We start from the raw sequence: 19,670 nt of genomic DNA, 5'->3' as shown, positions 1-19,670 counted from the left end.
GGGAACGCCGGGGACGGCGGGTCAGTCGTCGGGAGAGTCGTAGCTGGGGTCGACCGACTCGGGGGACAGTCCCAGCAGGTCGGCGACCGCCTCCACCAGCACGTCGCGGACCAGCCGCGCCATCTCCCGCTCGTCCAGGCCGCGCCAGGTCCCGCCCACGGCTCCGGCGCGGATCTCGATCGGCCGCCGGTACACCACGATCCGCTGCGGCCGTCCCTCGGCGGGCGGGCGGGTCTGGCTGAGCGGCGCCGGCTCGCCGGGCGGCGGATCGGTCCGCGGCACCTCTTCGACCAGGAACTCCACACCGGCCAGCTCACGGCCCCAGCGGCGGGCCAGCCGGCCGACCTCCTCGCGCACCAGGCCGTCGAAGCGCTCCGCGCGGGTCAGCGCGAACGGGGCGTCGGCGGGCATCAGCGGCCCCCGCACGCCGCGGCCGTGCCGGTCGCGGCGCCGGATCCGCGGGCCGTGGGCGGTGCCGCTCACCGGCCGCCGCCTCCTGGAGAGGACGCCGTGATGGCGGTCAGGGATCGCACATGAGCGAGCTTATCTCCGCGGGCCGCTCGGCGGCAGACGGCGGCGCAGCGTGTCAGGATCGGTGCACATCGTCCCGATAGATGGCGATTCGATGCGGTAATGGCGACACAGCCGCGACGGTAGTGGCGTATCGGCCGGTTCGAGAGTACGGTCGGCCAACGTGAGCCCCGCCCGAATCTGCTCCCGCACCGCGTGCAAGGAGCCAGCAGTCTTCACGCTCACGTACGTCTACCGGGACTCCACCGCGGTCCTCGGTCCGCTGGCCACGTACGCCGAGCCGCACTGCTATGACCTGTGCGCGGAGCACTCCGAGCGGCTCACCGCCCCCGTGGGCTGGGAACTGGTCCGCCTCCCCGTCGAGGACGTCCGTCCCAGCACCGACGACCTGGAGGCCCTCGCCGACGCCGTCCGCGAGGCCGCCAAGCCCTCCGCCTCCGCCGCCGAGCCGGTCGGCCAGGGGGTCGAGGTCGGCCGCCGCGGCCATCTGCGGGTGCTGCGCTCGGGCCTGCCGGACGCCGGACGCGGCGCCGGCCAGGGCCGGCGGACGGACTGACCCCTCGGCGGGCCCGCTCTCCGATCAGCCCTTCATCTCCGTCCCGGTAGGCTCATAACCCCGTACGCCACCGGCGGCGTACACGGACGACGAGCAGGGGGCGGGATTGGGCGACGTCGCCAAGATCTTCAAGGCCTACGACATCCGCGGCGTGGTTCCGGACGAGCTCGACGAGGACATCGCCGAGGCGGTGGGCGCGGCGTTCGTCGGCGTCACCGGCGCGCGGACCGTGGTGACCGCGCACGACATGCGCACCTCCTCCGAGCCGCTGGCGGCGGCCTTCGCCCGCGGCGCCACCGGGCAGGGCGCGGATGTGATCGAGGCCGGGCTCGCCTCCACCGACCTGCTCTACTACGCCAGCGGCAGCCTGAACGTGCCCGGCGTGATGTTCACCGCCAGCCACAACCCGGCCCGCTACAACGGCATGAAGATGTGCCGCGCCGGCGCCCGCCCCATCGGCCGCGACACCGGTCTGACCGAGATCCGCGAGCTGGTCGAGCGGGGCGTGCCGGCCGGCCGCGGTCCGCGCGGCACCGTGACGCGTCGCGATCTGCTGACCGGGTACGCCGAGCACATGCACCGCCTGGTCGACCTGAGCGGCATCCGGCCGCTGAAGGTCGCGGTGGACGCCGGCAACGGCATGGCCGGATACACCGTCCCGGCCGTGCTCGGCCGGCGCCCGGACGGCGACGGGGACGCGGGAGGCCCCGCCGGACCGCCGATCGAGCTGGTGCCGCTCTACTTCGAGTTGGACGGAACGTTCCCCAACCACGAGGCCAACCCCATCGAGCCGGAGAATCTGCGCGATCTGCAGGCCGCCGTCCGCTCCTCCGGCGCCGACATCGGGCTGGCCTTCGACGGGGACGCCGATCGCTGCTTCGTGGTCGACGAGCGCGGCGAGATCGTCTCCCCGTCGGCGATCACCGCGCTGGTGGCCGTGCGCGAGCTGGCCAGGAACCCGGGCGCGCCGATCGTGCACAACCTGATCACCTCGCGGGCGGTGCCGGAGATCATCGCCGAGCACGGCGGGAAGCCGGTGCGCACCCGCGTGGGGCACTCGTTCATCAAGCAGACCATGGCCGAGACCGGGGCGGTGTTCGGCGGCGAGCACTCGGCGCACTACTACTTCCGCGACTTCTGGTACGCCGACTCGGGGATGCTGGCCGCGCTGCACGTGCTGGCCGCGCTCGGCGAGCAGGACGAGCCGCTGTCGAAGCTGCTGGCCGCCTACGACCGCTACCCGGCCTCCGGCGAGATCAACAGCGAGGTGGCCGATCAGGCCGCCGCCACCGAACGGGTGCGCGCCGCCTTCGCCGACCGACCCGGCGTTACCATCGACGGGCTCGACGGGCTGACCGTCTCCACCGCCGACTGGTGGTTCAACCTGCGGCCGTCCAACACCGAGCCGTTGCTGCGCCTCAACGCGGAGGCCACCGACGAGCGGACGATGGCGGCCATCCGGGACGAGGTGCTGGCCATCGTGAGGGAGAAATAGATGAAGCTGGACTCCTGGCTGCTGGAGATCCTGGCCTGCCCCAACTGCCGGGGCCCGCTGCGGGCCGATGAGGCCGCGGCCGAACTGGTGTGCACGGGGACCTGCAAGTACGCCTACCCGGTGCGCGACGACATTCCGGTCCTGTTGGTGGACGAGGCCCGGACCCCGGCCTCATGAGCGCACCCGTCGACTCGGCGCGACTGGACGACCCGGACGCGCTGGCCGCCGCGGACCCCGGTGACATGCTCCGCCAGGTCGCCTCTTCGGCCGCCCAGGTCCGCCGGGCCCGGCTGGCCGCCTCCGAGGCCGGAGTGGAACGGCTGGCCGAGGACGGCCGGCCGCGCGCCGTCGTGGTCGCCGGGATGGGCGGCTCGGGGATCTCCGGAGACGTGCTGGCCGCGGTGTGCGGCGTCGGCTGTCCGGTCCCGATCGTCACCGTGCGCGGCTACCGGCTGCCCGGCTGGGTGGGCGCCGCCGACCTGGTGATCGCCGTGTCCTGTTCGGGCGGCACCGAGGAGACGCTGGCGGTGGCGGCCGAGGCGATGCGGCGCGGCTGCCGGATGCTGTTCGTGGGCGGCGCCGACTCGCCGCTGGCGGAGCTGGCGGTGCGGGCGCGGGCGCCGTTCGTCCCGGTGCAGTCGGCGGGCCAGCCCCGCTCCACCGTGTGGGGCCTGTCGATCCCGCTGGTGATGGCCGCCCGCGCGCTGGGGCTGACGAACGCGTCGGACGAGGTGCTGGAGGCCACCGCGCGGCGCCTGGAGGACGTGGCGCACCGCTGCCGCCCCGACAGCGAGTCGTTCGTCAACCCGGCCAAGCAGATCGCCCTGGACATGGCGGGCTCACTGCCGATGGTGTGGGGCACCTCGGACCTGGCCGCCGTCGCCGCCTACCGGATGTGCTGCCAGCTCAATGAGAACGCCAAGTACCCGGGGGTGTTCGGCGGCCTCCCGGAGGCCAACCACAACCAGGTGATGGCGTTCGACGGGCTCTTCGCCGGCGGGGCGCCGGGGGCCGAGGAGGAGGACTTCTTCCGCGACCGGGCCGAGGACGTGGAGGGCACCCGGTTGCGGCTGGTGCTGCTGCGGGACACCGAAGAGCATCCGCAGGTCGCCAAACGTCGCGAGGTGTCGGTGGAGCTGGCCGCGGCACGCGGCGTCGATGTGACCGAGATCCCCGCCGAAGGCGGGCACCCCTTGGAGCGCCTGGCGCATCTGATCGCCATGACGGACTACGTCACGGTTTACTTGGCTCTCGCACTGGGCGTCGATCCCACGCCCGTGTCGGCCATTCAAGAGCTCAAGGCAAGGATTGCGTCACTATGAGTGCTGAGGGCGGGACCAAGGCGATCATCGCCGCACTGGCCGCCAACCTGGGCATCGCGGCGTCCAAGTTCGTGGCCTTCGTCTTCACCGGATCGTCGTCGATGCTGGCGGAGTCCATTCACTCCGTGGCCGACTCCGGCAACCAGGCCCTGCTGCTGGTGGGACGCAAGCGCTCCCAGCGCGCCCGCACTCCGCAGCATCCCTTCGGGTACGGACGCGAACGCTACTTCTACGCGTTCGTCGTGGCGGTGGTGCTGTTCACGGTGGGTGCGCTGTTCTCGTTGTACGAGGGCATCCACAAGATCACCGATCCGCACGAGGTCGAGTCCCCCGCCTGGGCGTTCGGGGTGCTGATCGTGGCGATCCTCCTGGAGTCCTTCTCGTTCCGCACCGCGATCGGCGAGTCCAACCAGCTGCGCGGCGAGAAGTCCTGGTGGCAGTTCATCCGGCACGCCAAGGCCCCCGAGCTGCCGGTGGTGCTGCTGGAGGACCTGGGCGCGCTGGTCGGTCTGATCCTGGCGCTGTTCGGGGTCACCATGGCGGTGGTCACCCACAACGGCGTCTGGGACGGCGTCGGCACGGTGGGCATCGGCCTGCTGCTGGGCGCCATCGCGGTGATCCTGGCGGTGGAGACCAAGAGCCTGCTGATCGGCGAGGGCGCCGACCCCGAGGTCGAACGGCAGATCGTCGCCTCGCTGGAGTCGGTCGAGGAGGTCGACCGCGTGATCCACATCCGGACCCAGTACCTGGGCCCGGAGGAGCTGCTGATCGCCGCCAAGATCGCGGTGCACCACGACGAGACCGCCGCGGAGATCGCGCGGGGCATCAACGCCGCCGAGGACAAGGTCCGCTCGCAGTTCCCCGAGGCGAGGCTGATCTATCTGGAGCCCGACCTGTACCAGTCCGCCCCGCAGGCGACGGAGCCCGCCGGGAAGTCCGCCGAGGAGCACATCGAGGTCACGACCGACGTCGGCAAGACGACCTCGTAGCGGACCGGATCCGGCGACCGCACGAAGAACCGCACGACGAAGGGCCTCCCGGCACAAGGCGTCGGGGCCCTTCGTCGCACGCGGCCCCGCCTCGCCGGGGCCTCCGGGGGAGGCCGCCTCGTCGGCGTCCGGCGGTCCGCCCCCTCCGCGCCGCGGCCCCCGTCCCGGCCCGCATCGGACCCGTGGGCGGAGAACGCGCGGGCCGCTCGTCTCATCGCCGCGGACGCGCCGCGGCGGTCCGCCTCCCACACCGTCACCGGTCCGGGCGGTCTTCCGGTCGTTCCACAACCCCAGCCCAGGCGAGACCGATCGTCCCTGCGCGGGACGGCGCCGCCCGAACCGGCGAGGTGCTTCCCATGCGCACCGCCCGGACCCCTGAACCGGACGGTCTCGGCGTGACGCGGGAGCGCGTCCCGGATCCCCCGTCTCCGGGGACGCCGGCTTTCGCGTCACGGTAGTGAGACTACGTTCGCGGGGCCGGCTCGTTCTTCCGCCCTGAGGAGGGAACCGGGGTCGTTCTGGAGAGGGATCCGACCCGGAGAAGTGACCCTGCACGGTGAGGCGCGCTCGAGCGTTCGGCGGACACTATGGAGTCGTGAGCCATGACGGACCCGCCCCGCAGTCCCCGCCCGGCACGGAGTTCATCCGGCACGCCTGGCGACTGTCCGGGCGGGCGGTGGCCGGGCTGGGGCAGCTGCTGCTGTGGCTGCTCACCGGGATCGGGCGGATGCTGCGGCCGGCCGTGATGCGGATCGCGGAGCGGCTGGCGGGCGCGCAGGCCTCCCCGCAGACCCTCCCCCCGCCCCCGGGGGCGGGGGGCGACGGGCGGCCCCGCGTCGCCGCGCCGCTGTCGCACTGGCTGGAGGCGTGGCGGGAGTTCGCCGCCTCCTGGTACTTCGCGCCGCTGACCGGTCTGGCGCTGGTGGTGGCGGCGCTGGCGGAGCTGGCGCCGCACGGCGTCCCGCCGGTCAGCGTGGCGGGCGGGTTCGCGGTGGCCGCCACGGCGCCGCTGGTGTGGCGGCGGGAGTTTCCCCGGCCGATGGCGGCGATCGTGCTGAGCGCGTTCGCGGCCGGGCTGCTGTCGGGACAGACGCTGCTGTTCACCACGGCGTTCGCGGCGCTGTACACGCTGTACGCGCTGGGCCGGCTCCTGTCCCGGCAGGAGACGGGGGCGCTGGCGGTGGGCGCGGTGGCGACGGTCGGGGTGATCTACCTGGCGGCCGGTTCCCTGGACGAGGTGCCGTGGCCCGCCGCGCTGGTGGCGGTGCTGGCCGCGATCGGGCTGGGCGAGGCCCGCCGCACGGTGGAGGGGGCCGAGCGCACCGAGGCCGAGGCCGCCGAGCGCACCAGCCGGACCCTCACCCGCCTGTCGGCGGTGCAGCGCGAGCAGGCGGTGATGCGGGAACGCGCCCGGATCGCCCGTGAACTGCACGACGTGGTGGCGCACTCGGTCTCGATGATCGCGGTGCAGGCCGAGACCGCCCCCTACACCATGACGGACCTGTCGCCACAGGCCCGGCAGGGGTTCGAGGAGATCGCCCGGACGGCTCGCGAGGCGCTGGTGGAGATGCGCCGGCTGCTGGGCGTGCTGCGGGCCGACGCCGGGGCGGGACCGCCGGAGTCCGCGCCGCAGCCCCGGCTGGACCGGCTGCCCGAGTTGATCGAGCAGCACCGGAACGCGGGCGGCAACGCCGAGCTGGAGGTCCGCGGCGATCCGCGGACGTTGTCGACGACGGTGGAGCTGTCGGCGTACCGGATCGTGCAGGAGGCGCTGACCAACGTCCGGCGGCACGCGCCCGGCGCCGACGTCCGGGTGGAGCTGGCCTATCTGAACGACCGGCTCGCGATCCGCGTCCAAGACAGCGGGGCCAACGCCCCCACGATGGTGCTGAACCCCTCCCGGCCCGACGGGCGGGACGGACCCGGCGGACACGGCATCATCGGCATGCAGGAACGTGCGACGATGCTGGGCGGGCGGTTCTCCGCCGGTCCGGCGCAGGGCGGCGGCTTCGTGGTGGAGGCCGAGTTGCCGTTCGTCAGGGAGGAGACGTCCCGCAGTGACGCCGAGCGAGCCCCCGGGCGGTCCTGACCGGACCATCAGAGTGCTGGTGGTCGACGACCAGACGATCGTGCGGGCCGGTTTCGCGGCGCTGCTGAACGCGCAGCCCGGCATCACCGTGGTGGGGGAGGCCGGGGACGGCCGGGAGGCGGTGGCGCTGGCGGCGCAGACCCGCCCCGACGTGGTGGTGATGGACATCCGGATGCCGGGCATGGACGGCATCGAGGCCACCCGGCGGATGCTGGACCGGCCGGACGCGGACCTGAAGGTGCTGGTGCTGACCACGTTCGACGTGGACGAGTACGTCTACGACGCGCTGCGGGCGGGGGCCAGCGGGTTCCTCCTCAAGGACGCCACCGCCGACGAGCTGGTCTCCGCGGTGCGGGTGGTGGCCCGCGGCGATGCGCTGCTGGCCCCGCAGGTGACCGGCAGGCTGATCCGCGAGTTCACCCGCCAGCGCCGCACCCGGCCGCAGCCGCCCGCCGAGCTGGCCACCCTCACCGCCCGGGAGACCGAGGTGCTGGTCCTCATCGCCGGCGGGCTGTCCAACGCCGAGATCGCCCGGCGTCTGGTGCTCAGCGAGCACACCGTCAAGACCCATGTCGCCCGGGTCTTCACCAAGCTGGGCCTGCGCGACCGCGCTCAGGCGGTGGTGCTGGCGTACGAGTCCGGCCTGGTGGTTCCGGGGGAGGGCGCCCAGACCCCGTGACGGGCCCCGGGGCGCGTCAGCCGCGGCGCAGCAGGCGCAGGGCCTTCTCCTTCTCGAAGTCCAGCGCGCGGGCGGGCGGGGCCGACAGCCGGCCGATGCGCTGGCCCAGCTCGCGCACCCGCGCCTGCACCTGGGGCTCGGCCAGCACCCGCAGTCCGAACGCCAGCTCCGCGGGGCTGATGCCGTACTGCCTCTCCAGCTCCAGGGCCAACGCGACGGCGCGCAGCTCGGCCTGGCCGAACCGGCGGTGGCCGCCGGGCTCGCGGGTGGGCGGCAGCAAACCCAGGGACTCGCGGTAGCGGAGCATGCGGGGCGAGGTGCCGAGCCGTCGGGCGGCCTCCGTGATGCGCATGAGACCGATTCTGACAAATCCGTGTCAAGAATTCGCGGTGGGGGCGGCGGCCGGCCCTAGACTCGCAGCCGTACGCACGCGAGGAGTGGAAACGATCATGGACTTCAAGGTCGCCGACCTTTCGCTGGCCGAGTTCGGCCGCAAGGAGATCCGCCTGGCCGAGCATGAGATGCCGGGCCTGATGGCGGTGCGGCGCGAGTACGCCGACGCCAAGCCGCTGCGCGGCGCCAAGATCATGGGCTCGCTGCACATGACCGTGCAGACCGCCGTGCTCATCGAGACCCTCGTCGCCCTCGGCGCCGACGTCCGCTGGGTGAGCTGCAACATCTTCTCCACTCAGGACCACGCCGCCGCCGCGGTCGTGGTGGGCCCCGACGGCACTCCCGACGACCCCAAGGGCGTGCCGGTCTTCGCCTGGAAGGGCGAGACCCTGGAGGAGTACTGGTGGTGCACCGCGCAGGCGCTGTCGTGGCCGGACGGCAGCCCGCCGAACATGCTGCTCGACGACGGCGGCGACGCCACCCTGATGGTCCACAAGGGCGCCGAGTACGAGGAGGCCGGCGCGGTGCCGAGCCCCGCGGAGGACGACCCGGAGGAGTGGAAGGTCTTCCTGGAGACCCTGCGCCGCACCATCGCCGAGCGGCCCGGCCGCTGGACCGAGACCGCCAAGGCCATCAAGGGCGTCACCGAGGAGACCACCACCGGCGTCCACCGGCTGTATGAGATGGCCAAGAACAACACGCTGCGCTTCCCGGCCATCAACGTCAACGACTCGGTCACCAAGTCCAAGTTCGACAACAAGTACGGCTGCCGTCACTCGGTCATCGACGGCCTCAACCGCGCCACCGACGTGCTGATCGGCGGCAAGGTCGCGGTGGTGTGCGGCTACGGCGACGTGGGCAAGGGCTGCGCCGAGGCGCTGCGCGGCCAGGGCGCCCGGGTCGTCGTCACCGAGATCGACCCGATCTGCGCGCTGCAGGCCGCCATGGACGGCTACCAGGTCACCACCCTGGAGGACGTCGTCGAGACCGCCGACATCTTCATCACCGCCACCGGCAACCGGGACGTCATCCGCGCCGACCACATGCAGCGGATGAAGCACCAGGCGATCGTGGCCAACATCGGCCACTTCGACAACGAGATCGACATGGCCGGCCTGGCCCGCGTCCCGGGCGTCGAGAAGATCGAGATCAAGCCGCAGGTGCACGAGTGGCGCTTCCCCGACGGCCACTCCATCATCGTGCTGGCCGAGGGCCGGCTGATGAACCTGGGCTGCGCCACCGGCCACCCCTCGTTCGTGATGTCGAACTCGTTCACCAACCAGGTGATCGCGCAGATCGAGCTGTTCACCAAGACCGACGAGTACCCGGTCGGCGTCTACCGGCTGCCCAAGCACCTGGACGAGAAGGTGGCCCGCCTGCACCTGGACGCCCTGGGCGTCAAGCTCACCAAGCTGACCAAGGAGCAGGCCGAGTACATCGGCGTGGACGTCGAGGGCCCCTACAAGCCCGAGCACTACCGCTACTGAGGGCTCGTCCGCGCACCACCGCTGCTGAGGACCCGGCGCTCGAGCCGCTCCCGGGGCGAGCGCCGGCCCGGCCGCCGGCCCGACCGGACGCGTCGACGGCCGGGGCCCGACCGACCTTCGCGGCCGTGGGGGATCGTCCGCCCCCACGGCCGCGTGCTGCCGAGGACTGGGGACGCGGGGCTCATGGACCACGAGATCGCCGACATCTCGCTCGCCCACGAGGGCGTGACCCGGATCGACTGGGCGGACCGGTCGATGCCGGTGCTGCGGCAGATCCGGGAGCGGTTCGCCGCCGAACGGCCGCTGGAAGGGCTGCGGATCGCCGCCTGCCTGCACGTCACCGCCGAGACCGCCAATCTGGTCCGGACCCTGCAGGCCGGCGGGGCGAGCGTGGCGTTGGCCGCCTCCAACCCGCTCTCCACCCAGGACGACACCGCCGCCGCCCTGGTCGCCGAGCACGGGGTGCAGGTCTTCGCCCGGGCCGGCGTCGACCGGGAGGGCTACTACCGCCACATCCACCAGGCCCTCGACGCCCCGCCCGACCTCGTCCTGGACGACGGCTGCGACCTGGTCAACACCCTGCACACCGAACGCGCCGACGTCATCGGGCGGGTGCGCGGCGGCTGCGAGACGACTACCACCGGGGTGATCCGGCTGCACCAGATGGCCCGGGAGGGCGCGCTGCGCTTCCCGATGGTGGCGGTGAACGACACCGCCACCAAGCACATGTTCGACAACCGCTACGGCACCGGGCAGTCCACCCTGGACGGCATCGTGCGGGCCACCAACACCCTGCTGGCCGGCAAGTCGATCGTGGTCGCCGGGTTCGGCTACGTGGGCCGGGGACTGGCCGAGCGGGCCCGCGGGCTGGGCGCCCGGGTGATCGTCACCGAGATCGACCCGGTCAAGGCGCTGGACGCGGTGCTGCAGGGGTTCACGGTGCTGCCGATGGCCGAGGCCGCCGCGCAGGGCGAGGTGTTCATCACCGCCACCGGGAACCGCGATGTGATCACCGCCGAGCACTTCGCGACGATGAAGGACGGCGCGATCCTGGCCAACTCCGGCCACTTCGACGTGGAGATCGACGTGCGCGCCCTGGCCGACCTGGCCGTCGAGATCAACCACGGGGTCCGCCCGCAGGTCGACGAGTACGTGCTGGCCGACGGCCGCCGGCTGGTGCTGCTGTCGGAGGGGCGGCTGGTCAACCTCGCCGCCGCCGAGGGGCATCCGGCCGCCGTGATGGACATGTCGTTCGCCGACCAGGCCCTGACCTGCGCCTGGCTCGCCCGGGAGCACGGGCGCCTGGAGGCCGGGGTCCACCAGGTGCCCGCCGAGATCGACACCGAGGTCGCCCGGCTCAAGCTGGCGTCGATGTCGGTCCGCATCGACGCCCTGACCCCGGAGCAGGAGGAGTACCTCAGCTCCTGGCAGCACGGTTCGTGAACCCCATGCCCAGCGGAACATACCTGCACCTCACCGACGCCGGCCCCGTCGAGGAGCGCTTCCGGTGCGCCCCCGCCCCCGGCGGCTGGCGCTACACCGGCACCCGTTCCGACGGCCTCCGCGTGGACCTCACCGTCGACAGCCGGTGGCGGCAGATCCGCGTCGAACTCGCCGCCCCCGCCTGGCTGATCCGCGGCGGGCTCGCGGGAGGCGACCTGCTGTGGGTGCGCCGTCCCCTCGCGCCCGCCCCGTCCGAGCCCGCCGAGCACGGCGAACGCGCCATGGGCTTCCTCGCCGAGTCCCCGGCGTTCCGCATCGCCGTCGCCCGGCACCTGGCCCTGGCCCCCGCCGAGGACCGGCGGGTGCGCCTCGTCCGGATCCAGGGGCCGTCCCTGGCCGCCCTCACCGTCGACCAGCGCTGGCTGCTGGCGGGGGTCGACACCCACCCGACCGAGACCGTCCCCCTCCCCGTGGAGCGCTACGAGGTCACCGACCTGTCCACCGCCGAGACCCACGTCTTCCACCTGGCCGGCGACGTGGTGCTGGAGGCGCCCGGCCTGGAGCTCGCCGACCTCGACTCGCCCCCGACCCTGCCCTCTCAGGACCCCTCCTAGGGCGCGGGAGGGGACCCGCCGCCGGCGACGCGCCCCGACGTCACGGGCTCCTCCGGCGGGGGTGCGACGGGCCGCCCGGCGCCCAGGCGTGCGGGCCGGGACCGGGAGGCGGCGGGAACTGCGGCCGTCCCGGGGCCGGTGCGCCCGGAGGCGGCGGGACGTTCGGCGGCACCGGGCCGCCGGTCGCGGGCGCCGTCGCGGTGGCGGATGCGGCCGCCGCCGGCGACGGCCGCATCCGGCGCCGGCGGCGCTGCTCCAGCCTCCGCTCCTCGCGCATGCGACGCTCGGCCAGCACCGCCGACAGGACGATCTCCGGCCGCACCCCCGGCGGAGGCGGCGGACTGATCAGCGCGGTCACCTGGTCGGCGATCCGCCGCCCCAGGGAGTCCCGCACATCCGGCCGCAGCTCCCAGAACCGCGCCAGGTACTGCCGGGCGGTGAGCGCCAGGCCGTCGGGGATCCGCGACAGCTCCAGCCCGCGCGCCCAGTCCGCCAGCTGCGGCGGCGTCATCGCCACCGGGCCGAAGAACGCCGCGGCCGGCACCCGCTCCTGGATCACCACCGTGCCGGCGAACATGTCGCCGAGCCGCTTGCCGCGCCGGTTGAACAGCGAGGCGATCAGCGCCGGCGCTCCGGAGAAGACCCAGATCTCCACCACGCTCGCCAGCGCCCGCACCAGCGCCTGCCGGAACCGCACCGGCCCGCCGTCGTCGGCCACCACCCGCAGCCCCAGCGCCAGCTTGCCCAGCGTCCGGCCGCGCGACAGCGTCTCGAACGCGCACGGATAGCCGACCAGCACCCCCGCCGTCGCCACGATGCCCAGTCCGATGCCCCACGCCTCGTCGGCGATCACCACGGTGGCCGCCGTCAGGTACAGCAGCAGGTTCAGCGCCATGAACTGGAACATCACATCGATCAGCAGGGCGCACGTGCGGCTGGCCAGCCGGGCCACTCGGATGTCGAGCGCTACGGCCTCGCCGGTGACCAGTTCGGCCATGCGATGTCGATCCTCTCGCTCGGTGCCCGGTCCCAGTGTGCCCGTCCGGCCCGCGCGGGCGTTAATCTCCACAGGTGGACGTCGACGCGTACGTGGCCGCCCATCATGCCGAATGGTCGCGGCTGGAGTGGCTGATCAACCACAGCCGCAGACTCGACGGCGCCGAGATCGACGAGCTGGTGGAGCTCTACCAGCGTGCCGCCACCCATCTGTCGGTGGTGCGCTCCAGTTCCCCCGACCCCCAGCTGGTGGGCCGGTTGTCGTCGCTGGTGGCGCGCGGCCGCGCCGCCGTGGCCGGGGCGCAGGCGCCGATGTGGCGCGACGCCGCCCGCTTCCTGACCCGCTCGTTCCCGGCCGTCGCCTACCGGCTGCGCTGGTGGTGGCTGGGCACGGCGGTGCTCGGCAACCTGTTCTCCCTGATCTTCGCGATCTGGCTGGTGCGCAACCCCGCCGTGCAGGCCGCGCTGGGCACCGAGTGGGAGATCAGACAGTTGGTCGAGCACGACTTCGCCGACTACTACGTCGAGCACTCCGCCCAGTCGTTCGCGTTCCAGGTGTGGGTCAACAACGCCTGGGTGTCCGCGGTCGCCCTGATCTTCGGGATCCTGCTGGGCGTCCCGACCCTGTACGTGCTGTACCTCAACCAGCTCAACCTCGCCGCGGTGGGCGGGTTCATGTGGGCCCACGACCGGGGCGACGTCTTCTTCGGCCTGATCCTGCCGCACGGCCTGCTCGAGCTCACCGCCGTCTACCTGGCCTGCGCCGCCGGCTTCAAGATCGGTTGGACGGTGATCGATCCGGGGCCGCGCCGCCGCGGCCAGGCGCTCGCCGAGGAGGGCCGCTCCCTGGTGGCGGTGGCCCTCGGGCTGGTGCCGGTGCTGCTGGTGTCCGGCCTGATCGAGGGCTTCGTCACCGGTCACGTCCACGACACCTGGCTGCGCATCGGCATCGGCGTGGTCGCCGAGATCGCCTTCCTGGCGTACGTGGTCATCCTGGGCCGCCCGGCGACGAAGGCGGGCGAGACCGGTGACGCCGACCTGCGTCCCGACCTGGCCCCCACCGCGGGGTGAGCGCGGCGGCGCGCCGGCCGTCACCGATCCCCGCGGCTCACAGCCGGCCGGCGGCCTTCAGCGCCAGATAGGCGTCGGCGAGGGCGGGGGCCAGCTCCTCCGGCGGGGCGTCCACCACCTCCACGCCGTGGCGGCGCAGCTCGGCGGTGAGCCGGCGCCGGTCGGCGCGGGCGCGTTCGGCCGCCGCGGCGTCGTAGACGGCGGCCAGATCCCCGCGGGCCCGCGCCATCTCCCCGACCCGGGGATCGGCGACGGCCGCCACCATCACCAGATGACGGGCGGTGAGCTGCGGCAGCAGCGGAAGCAGCCCCTCCTCCATCGCGGCGGGGTTCAGCTCGGTGAGCAGCACGACCAGGCAGCGCTGCCGGACCCGGGACATGATCGTGGAGACCATCCCGGCCGCGTCCGACTCGATCAGCTCCGGCTCCAGCGGCGCCATCGCCTGCACCATCGCCGGCAGCAGGTCGCTGCGCGAGGCCCCCTCCACCCGGGCGCGCACCCGCCGGTCGTAGGCCAGCAGGTCCACCCGGTCGCCGGCGCGCGAGGCCAGCGCGCCCAGCAGCAGCGCGGCGTCCATCGAGCAGTCCAGCCGAGGGATGTCGCCGACCCGTCCCGCCGAGGTGCGGCCGGTGTCCAGCACCAGATAGATCCGCCGGTCCCGCTCCGGGCGCCAGGTCCGCACCACCACGTCGGAGCGGCGCGCGCTGGCCCGCCAGTCGATGGAGCGCACGTCGTCGCCGTCGACGTACTCGCGCAGCGAGTCGAACTCGGTGCCCTGCCCGCGGATCAGCGCCACGTGCTGCCCGGTCAGGGTGCGCAGCTTGGCCAGCTTGCCCGGCAGATGGCGGCGGGACGGGAACGACGGCAGCACCCGCACCGTCCACGGCGCGGGCCGGTTGAGCTGCCGGGCGGCCAGTCCCAGCGGCCCCCTCGACCGGATCGTCACGGTGACGGCCGCGCGGTCGCCCCGCCGGGTGGGCGTCAGCCGGGTCTCCACCCGCCGCCGCTCCCCGGGCGGCACGTCGATCTCGGTCACCCGGGGGGAGGAGGCCGCGCTCGGCGGCCAGACGTCCCGCAGCCGGGCCCGCACCCGGCGGCGGCCGGCGTTCTCCACGACGAGGGAGACCGTGGCGGTCTCCCCGAGCCGCACCGAGGCGTCCCCGGACCGGTGCAGCACGAGGTCGCGGACGCTGCCGGCCAGCGCCAGATCCGCCAGCACCCCCAGCGCCAGCAGCCCCCACAGCGCCCCCAGCGTCCACCAGCTCGGCCACACCAGCGGAGCCACCGCCCCGAGCGCCGCCAGCAGCCCCAGCCGCCCGGTCACCGCCATCGGACGCCCTCCCTCAGCGGGGGACCGGGACGGTGTTGAGGATGCCCTCCAGCACGCCGTCGGCGGTCGCGCCCTCCAACTCGGCCTCCGGGCGGAGCTGGACGCGGTGCCGCAGCGTCGGTCGGGCCAGCGCCTTGGCGTCGTCGGGGGTCACATAGTCGCGCCCCGACAGCCACGCCCACGCCCGCGCCGTCGACAGCAGCGCCGTCGCGCCCCGCGGCGACACCCCCAGCTGCAGCGACGGGGACTGGCGGGTGGCCCGGCACAGGTCCACCACATAGCCGGTGACCTTCGGATCGACGTGCACCCTGCGGACCGCCTCGCGGCCGGCGGCCAGCTCGGCCGCCCCGGCCACCGGCTCGATGTGCTCCAGATCGCGCGGGTCGAAGCCCTCGGCGTGCCGCTGCAGCACCGCGATCTCCTCCTCGCGGGAGGGCACCGGGACGTTCAGCTTCAGCAGGAACCGGTCCAGCTGCGCCTCCGGCAGCGGATAGGTGCCCTCGTACTCGATCGGGTTCTGGGTGGCGCACACCACGAACGGGTCGGGCAGCGGACGCGGCGCGCCCTCCACCGACACCTGCCGCTCCTCCATCGCCTCCAGCAGCGACGCCTGGGTCTTGGGCGGGGTCCGGTTGATCTCGTCGGCCAGCAGCAGGTTGGTGAACACCGGGCCTTCGCGGAACTCGAACTCCGCCGTCCGGTTGTCGTAGATCAGCGAGCCGGTCACATCGCCCGGCATCAGGTCCGGGGTGAACTGCACCCGCTTGAAGTCCAGGTCCAGCGCCCGGGCCAGGGCGCGCACCAGCAGCGTCTTGGCGGTGCCCGGCGTGCCCTCCAGCAGCACGTGCCCGCGGCACAGCAGCGCGATCACCAGACCGGTGATCACCGAGTCCTGACCGACCACCGCCTTGGCGACCTCGCCGCGCAACGCCGCCAGCGCCGTGCGGACCTCGGCCGCGTCGATGTCCGCCGCGGGCGCCTGCGGCGCGCGCCCCTCCTTGTGGAGCTCGACGTGCTGGACGGGATCGTTCACGGTCGGCGTACCTGCCTTTCGAGGTCGTCGAGGACATCGGTGAGGGCGACCAGCCCGGCGTCGTCCGCCGGCGGCGGACCGTACAAGGCGGACCCGACCGCCTGTTCGTCCCAGCCGGTGCGCCGGGCCACGGCCGAGACGATCTCCTGGGCCATCGCCGGGTCCTGGGCCGCGCCGCGCGGCAACCCCAGCAGCGGCACCAGCCGCTCCCGCGCGCCGGACCGCAGCGCGTCGGCGGCACGGTCCCGTGCCCGGTGCGCCCGATACAGCCGGGAACGACCCTCGACGGTCTCCGCGGAGCGTACGACCACCGGCAGGGGCTCCGCCACCACCGGGCCCATCCGCCGCATCCGCCACAACGCCGCCAGCAGCAGCGCCGCGCCCAGCTCGACGAGGAACAGCCGCACTCCGTGCGGCACCAGGTCCTGCCAGCTCCTCGCGCCGCTGCCGCCGCCGGGCTCGGGCAGGTCGGGGATGAGCCAGACCACCGAGTCGCCCGCGCCCGCCAGGTTCATCGCCAGCGCGGCGTTGCCCTCCTGATCCAGCAGGCCGTTGGTGAGCGGGGCGCCGGAGCCCAGCACGGTCACCGTGCGGCCCCCCACCCGGACCCGCACCAGCCGGGGCAGCTCGCCGGAGACGTAGCAGCCGATCCCGTCAGGCGGGCTCTGATACACCTCGGAGGTGCCGAAGTGCACCCTGCCCGCGCGGACGGCGGCGTCCAGGCCGCAGCCGGGCTCGGCGACGTCCTCGAAGTCGGTGGTGGCCCGGTGGACGCCCGGGGCGAGCGCCTGCAGGGCGGGCCGGGTCGGCTCCACCAGCAGCACGTCGCCGGGCGTGTCGGCGAGCAGCCTCAGCTCCTCGGGGGTGAGCCGTTCGGAACGGACGATCACCAGCACGGCGCCGGGCCGCCGGGCCGCCTTCGCGGCGTCCTCGGCGTCGCGCACCGTGCGCACCGGCACGCCGCGCCGGGCGAGGATCTGCGCCAGCGCCCGGGTGCCGCCCCGGCTCGGCGACTCGGGGTCCAGATACTGCGGCTCGGGGGCGGACTCCAGCAAGGCGATCGCCACCGCCAGGGCCACCAGCGCCAGAAGGACGACCACCACGCCGCGCGCCGAACGCCACCGGCGGGCGGCCGTCTGCCGCGGGCCCGGGACGGCGGGCGCGGCTCCGGAGAGGGCCGCGGTCATGCGGGCACCTCGAACCGCTCGGCGGACCGCTCGGCCGACCGGGTCCGGGGCCTGGCCGAACGCAGCGCCTCGTCCAGCGCCGCCAGCGTCGCATAACCCTCCCGGGTGCCCGGCCGGTCGCCGTACCAGACGTCGTCGAAGATCCGCGCCCCTTCGCGCAGCCGTTCGGCGTGCTCGGGCAGCACGGCCCCGGCCTCGGCCGCCAGCTCGTCCGCGGTGCGGCCCGGCCGGGCGTCGAGGATCACGCGTTCTTCCAGGTCCCGGGCTATGGCGCGGAGCCGTTCGCGGATCGCCTCGGCCCACTGCCCGGCGGCGGCGTGCCGCTCGGCGGCGGCGCGGTGGTCGGTGGCGGTGGACGGCCGCCGCTCCAGCAGCGGCTGCCGGCGGGAGCGGACGTTCCAGCGGCCGCGCATCAGCCAGGCCGTCAGCGCGACGGCGGCGGCCAGCAGCAACACGATGATCAGCAGCGACAGCCAGCCGCGGTCCTCGCCGGGGGGCCTCGGATCGGCGGTCCGCCGGAGCAGCTCGTTCAGCCACTCCTGGAACTCCTGCCAGGCGCGTTCCAGCCAGGACGGCTCGTCCTGGTGGTAGATGCCCTTCTCCAGCTCGCGGCGGGCCAGGTCGCGGGCCTCCTCCCGGCCGATCGGGTCGAACCTCACGGGCGCACCTCCGGCTGCGGGAACGGCGCGGGCGGCGTCGACGCGACCGGGACCTCCGCCGGGCGCCACACGCTCAGATCGCCGGGGTCGAGTCCCTCGGGCACGCGGATGTGCACCTCCAGGTCGAAGCCCTCCCGGCGCATCCGGCGGTCCGCGTACAGCAGCGCGATCACGCCCGCGTCGAACGGGGTGATCAGCGACCAGCTCACGATCCGGCCCAGCGTGTCGATCGTCAGCGAGCCGAGCAGCGCGCCGCCCGAGGCGTCCTCGCCGAACAGCAGCAGCTGCGCCAGCAGGAACGGCAGCCGCAGCGCCAGGAACCCCATCAGCACCGTGATGATCAGCGCCAGCAGCAGGGTGCTCATGCTGTGCCACCACCGGCCGTGCGACAGCCACCGGGCCCGCCGCAGCGCGCCCGCCACGCTCTGTCGCTCCAGCACCACCGCCGGCAGCGCCGGGACCAGCAGTACGTACAGCCAGATCATCAGCGCGGCCGCCACGGGGAAGCCGACCACCGCGGCCGCAAGTCCCGCCACGGCCGGTCCGTCGCCCACCAGCAGCGCGACGAACGGCAGCAGCGGCAGCGCCGCGGCCAGCAGCGAGACCCCCAGGATCACGGCGGCGACGGCCAGCAGCCGCCCGAACGCCGGCCGGACGTCCTGCCACAGCCGCCGCAGCGTCACCGGCCGGTCGACCAGGGTGCGGGCGATCGCGGGACCGAGCATCCCGGCCAGCACCAGCGTCCCGTAGGCCGACATCACCATGCCCAGCGCCCCCAGCATGGCCTGGGCGCCGAGCGTGCGCATCAGCGGCTCGGGCGTCAGCTCCTCCTGCGCCGCGTCGCTCAGCAGCGCATAGCCGCCCGCCGTGTTGAGCAGCTGCACGATCGCGGTGATCAGGACCGACAGGCCGAGCACCGGACGCGGATTGCGGCGGATGCAGGCGATCGAGCCGTCCAGCAGTTCGGCCGTGCCCAGCGGGCGGAACGGGATCTCCCCCTCCGGAGGCCAGGTCGTCTCCACGCCGCCGCGTCCGGCGGCGGAGGCGCCCCCCGGCACGGGGGGCGCCGGACGCTCCGGCGCCGCCGCGCCGGAGCCGTCGGACGGCGCGTGAGACGGCACGGCGGCGTCGGGCGCCGTCCAGTGCTGCGGACCCGACATCGGCAAGCTCCCCGTCGAACGGGCCCGTGTCGTGCGGACCCCGGCCTGATGACCTCGTGGGCCATCCTGTCACGACCGGGTGGCCGGATTTGCCCGCTTGATCACCCGATCGCCCGCTGTGTGGTTTCAGCTCATATCCAGGAGATCCCCATCGCAGCCTCCCCCCTCGACATCTCCTGTCCCGACCGCCGGCGATCTTCTGCCGGTCCCGGCCCCCTCCGGGATGAATTCCGACGAACATCGCTTCATGCGCTCGAACTGCCACGCAGAGTACTCCGTGGGAGGTCCGCACCGCGCGACATTCCGCGGTGTGGACGCTCCCCGGCAGGGACTTCTCCGGCGCGGACCGTTCGGCGGCGGGAACGCGGCGGCACGGGTCCAGCATGCCCGACCGCGGGCGCGTTCCGGCGGCCGGCCCGCCCCGTCGGCCGGTACCGGACACGCCTCGGGGCGCGGCGCCTCGACCGGCCGGACCGCCCGGCCGTCCTGCTCGCGACCGTTTTTGTCGGCTTCGGAGGGACCTGTGCCAGGTGGACGGCAGGTAGCCTAAACGCCCAGAGCCGCCGAACGCGGTCATCGGGGGGCCGGTCGGGGCTCCGCCCGCCGGCGGGCCGGCCGTCGCAGGCCCGGCGCGAT

The 19,670-nt window shown here is 73.9% G+C and carries 19 protein-coding genes; 11 read left to right on the top strand and 8 right to left on the bottom strand.

Features of this window, described 5'->3' with window-relative positions; all coding sequences use genetic code 11:
* Positions 1-21 precede the first annotated feature (21 nt).
* Positions 22-456 carry a metallopeptidase family protein gene (locus EIO00_RS17945; protein ID WP_422100054.1) on the bottom strand — a complete coding sequence of 145 codons (435 nt, stop codon included), beginning with the start codon at positions 454-456 and terminating at the stop codon, positions 22-24.
* 238 nt (positions 457-694) lie between these two features.
* On the opposite strand from EIO00_RS17945, the gene EIO00_RS17940 reads away from it, so the two are divergent.
* From EIO00_RS17940 to EIO00_RS17910, 7 genes are all read left to right on the top strand, one after another.
* Complete coding sequence (locus EIO00_RS17940; RefSeq protein WP_140180475.1) at positions 695-1,087, top strand: DUF3499 domain-containing protein; 393 nt, start codon at positions 695-697, stop codon at positions 1,085-1,087.
* Between the two features lie 106 nt (positions 1,088-1,193).
* Complete coding sequence (locus EIO00_RS17935; RefSeq protein ID WP_140180473.1) at positions 1,194-2,582, top strand: phosphomannomutase/phosphoglucomutase; 1,389 nt, start codon at positions 1,194-1,196, stop codon at positions 2,580-2,582.
* The gene (locus tag EIO00_RS17930; protein WP_140180471.1) at positions 2,583-2,759 is read left to right on the top strand and encodes a Trm112 family protein; all 177 of its coding nucleotides are present in this window, start codon (positions 2,583-2,585) and stop codon (positions 2,757-2,759) included.
* The gene (locus tag EIO00_RS17925) at positions 2,756-3,904 is read left to right on the top strand and encodes an SIS domain-containing protein (protein ID WP_140180469.1); all 1,149 of its coding nucleotides are present in this window, start codon (positions 2,756-2,758) and stop codon (positions 3,902-3,904) included. Before EIO00_RS17930 ends, EIO00_RS17925 begins: the two co-directional genes overlap by 4 nt.
* On the top strand, positions 3,901-4,893 hold the full coding sequence (locus EIO00_RS17920) for a cation diffusion facilitator family transporter (protein ID WP_140180467.1): 993 nt from the start codon (positions 3,901-3,903) through the stop codon (positions 4,891-4,893). The genes EIO00_RS17925 and EIO00_RS17920 overlap by 4 nt, the downstream gene beginning before the upstream one ends.
* A gap of 595 nt (positions 4,894-5,488) precedes the next feature.
* The gene (locus EIO00_RS17915) at positions 5,489-6,982 is read left to right on the top strand and encodes a sensor histidine kinase (RefSeq protein WP_241661437.1); all 1,494 of its coding nucleotides are present in this window, start codon (positions 5,489-5,491) and stop codon (positions 6,980-6,982) included.
* Positions 6,951-7,661 carry a response regulator gene (locus EIO00_RS17910; protein ID WP_241661436.1) on the top strand — a complete coding sequence of 237 codons (711 nt, stop codon included), beginning with the start codon at positions 6,951-6,953 and terminating at the stop codon, positions 7,659-7,661. Before EIO00_RS17915 ends, EIO00_RS17910 begins: the two co-directional genes overlap by 32 nt.
* A gap of 16 nt (positions 7,662-7,677) precedes the next feature.
* Here EIO00_RS17910 and EIO00_RS17905 read toward each other — a convergent pair whose 3' ends face one another.
* On the bottom strand, positions 7,678-8,013 hold the full coding sequence (locus EIO00_RS17905) for a MerR family transcriptional regulator (RefSeq protein WP_140180465.1): 336 nt from the start codon (positions 8,011-8,013) through the stop codon (positions 7,678-7,680).
* A gap of 97 nt (positions 8,014-8,110) precedes the next feature.
* Here EIO00_RS17905 and ahcY (EIO00_RS17900) point away from each other — a divergent pair, with 97 nt between their 5' ends.
* From ahcY (EIO00_RS17900) to EIO00_RS17890, 3 genes are all read left to right on the top strand, one after another.
* Complete coding sequence (gene ahcY / locus EIO00_RS17900) at positions 8,111-9,541, top strand: adenosylhomocysteinase (RefSeq protein ID WP_140180463.1); 1,431 nt, start codon at positions 8,111-8,113, stop codon at positions 9,539-9,541.
* A gap of 183 nt (positions 9,542-9,724) precedes the next feature.
* On the top strand, positions 9,725-10,984 hold the full coding sequence (ahcY, locus tag EIO00_RS17895; RefSeq protein WP_140180461.1) for an adenosylhomocysteinase: 1,260 nt from the start codon (positions 9,725-9,727) through the stop codon (positions 10,982-10,984).
* A gap of 5 nt (positions 10,985-10,989) precedes the next feature.
* Positions 10,990-11,598 (top strand): hypothetical protein, encoded by a 609-nt coding sequence (locus tag EIO00_RS17890; protein ID WP_140180459.1) that lies wholly within the window; start codon positions 10,990-10,992, stop codon positions 11,596-11,598.
* A gap of 40 nt (positions 11,599-11,638) precedes the next feature.
* On the opposite strand, the gene EIO00_RS25675 is transcribed toward EIO00_RS17890, so the two are convergent.
* Positions 11,639-12,595, bottom strand: a complete 957-nt coding sequence (locus EIO00_RS25675; protein WP_140180457.1) for an RDD family protein — start codon at positions 12,593-12,595, stop codon at positions 11,639-11,641.
* 74 nt (positions 12,596-12,669) lie between these two features.
* On the opposite strand from EIO00_RS25675, the gene EIO00_RS17880 reads away from it, so the two are divergent.
* Positions 12,670-13,665, top strand: a complete 996-nt coding sequence (locus EIO00_RS17880) for a stage II sporulation protein M (protein WP_140180455.1) — start codon at positions 12,670-12,672, stop codon at positions 13,663-13,665.
* Positions 13,666-13,702: 37 nt separating this feature from the next.
* Here the strand turns inward: EIO00_RS17880 and EIO00_RS17875 are convergent, their stop codons facing one another.
* The 5 genes from EIO00_RS17875 to EIO00_RS25340 form a co-directional block, all read right to left on the bottom strand.
* Positions 13,703-14,995, bottom strand: coding sequence for a DUF58 domain-containing protein (locus EIO00_RS17875; RefSeq protein ID WP_140180453.1), 1,293 nt, complete (start codon positions 14,993-14,995; stop codon positions 13,703-13,705).
* A 13-nt stretch (positions 14,996-15,008) separates the two neighbouring features.
* Positions 15,009-15,959 (bottom strand): AAA family ATPase, encoded by a 951-nt coding sequence (locus tag EIO00_RS17870; RefSeq protein ID WP_241661443.1) that lies wholly within the window; start codon positions 15,957-15,959, stop codon positions 15,009-15,011.
* A 65-nt stretch (positions 15,960-16,024) separates the two neighbouring features.
* Complete coding sequence (locus tag EIO00_RS17865) at positions 16,025-17,215, bottom strand: DUF4350 domain-containing protein (protein ID WP_140180449.1); 1,191 nt, start codon at positions 17,213-17,215, stop codon at positions 16,025-16,027.
* Entirely contained in the window at positions 17,212-17,874 is a 663-nt protein-coding gene (locus EIO00_RS25345) for a DUF4129 domain-containing protein (RefSeq protein ID WP_140180448.1), read from the bottom strand. The genes EIO00_RS17865 and EIO00_RS25345 overlap by 4 nt, the downstream gene beginning before the upstream one ends.
* On the bottom strand, positions 17,871-19,034 hold the full coding sequence (locus EIO00_RS25340; RefSeq protein ID WP_140180446.1) for a hypothetical protein: 1,164 nt from the start codon (positions 19,032-19,034) through the stop codon (positions 17,871-17,873). The genes EIO00_RS25345 and EIO00_RS25340 overlap by 4 nt, the downstream gene beginning before the upstream one ends.
* Positions 19,035-19,670: the final 636 nt, after the last annotated feature.

Source organism: Thermomonospora catenispora (assembly GCF_006363815.1).
In the GTDB taxonomy this organism is placed as follows: Bacteria; Actinomycetota; Actinomycetes; order Streptosporangiales; family Streptosporangiaceae; genus Thermomonospora; species Thermomonospora catenispora.
The sequence above is the reverse complement of the archived record's forward strand: the minus strand, read 5'-3'. Positions and strand labels throughout refer to the sequence as shown.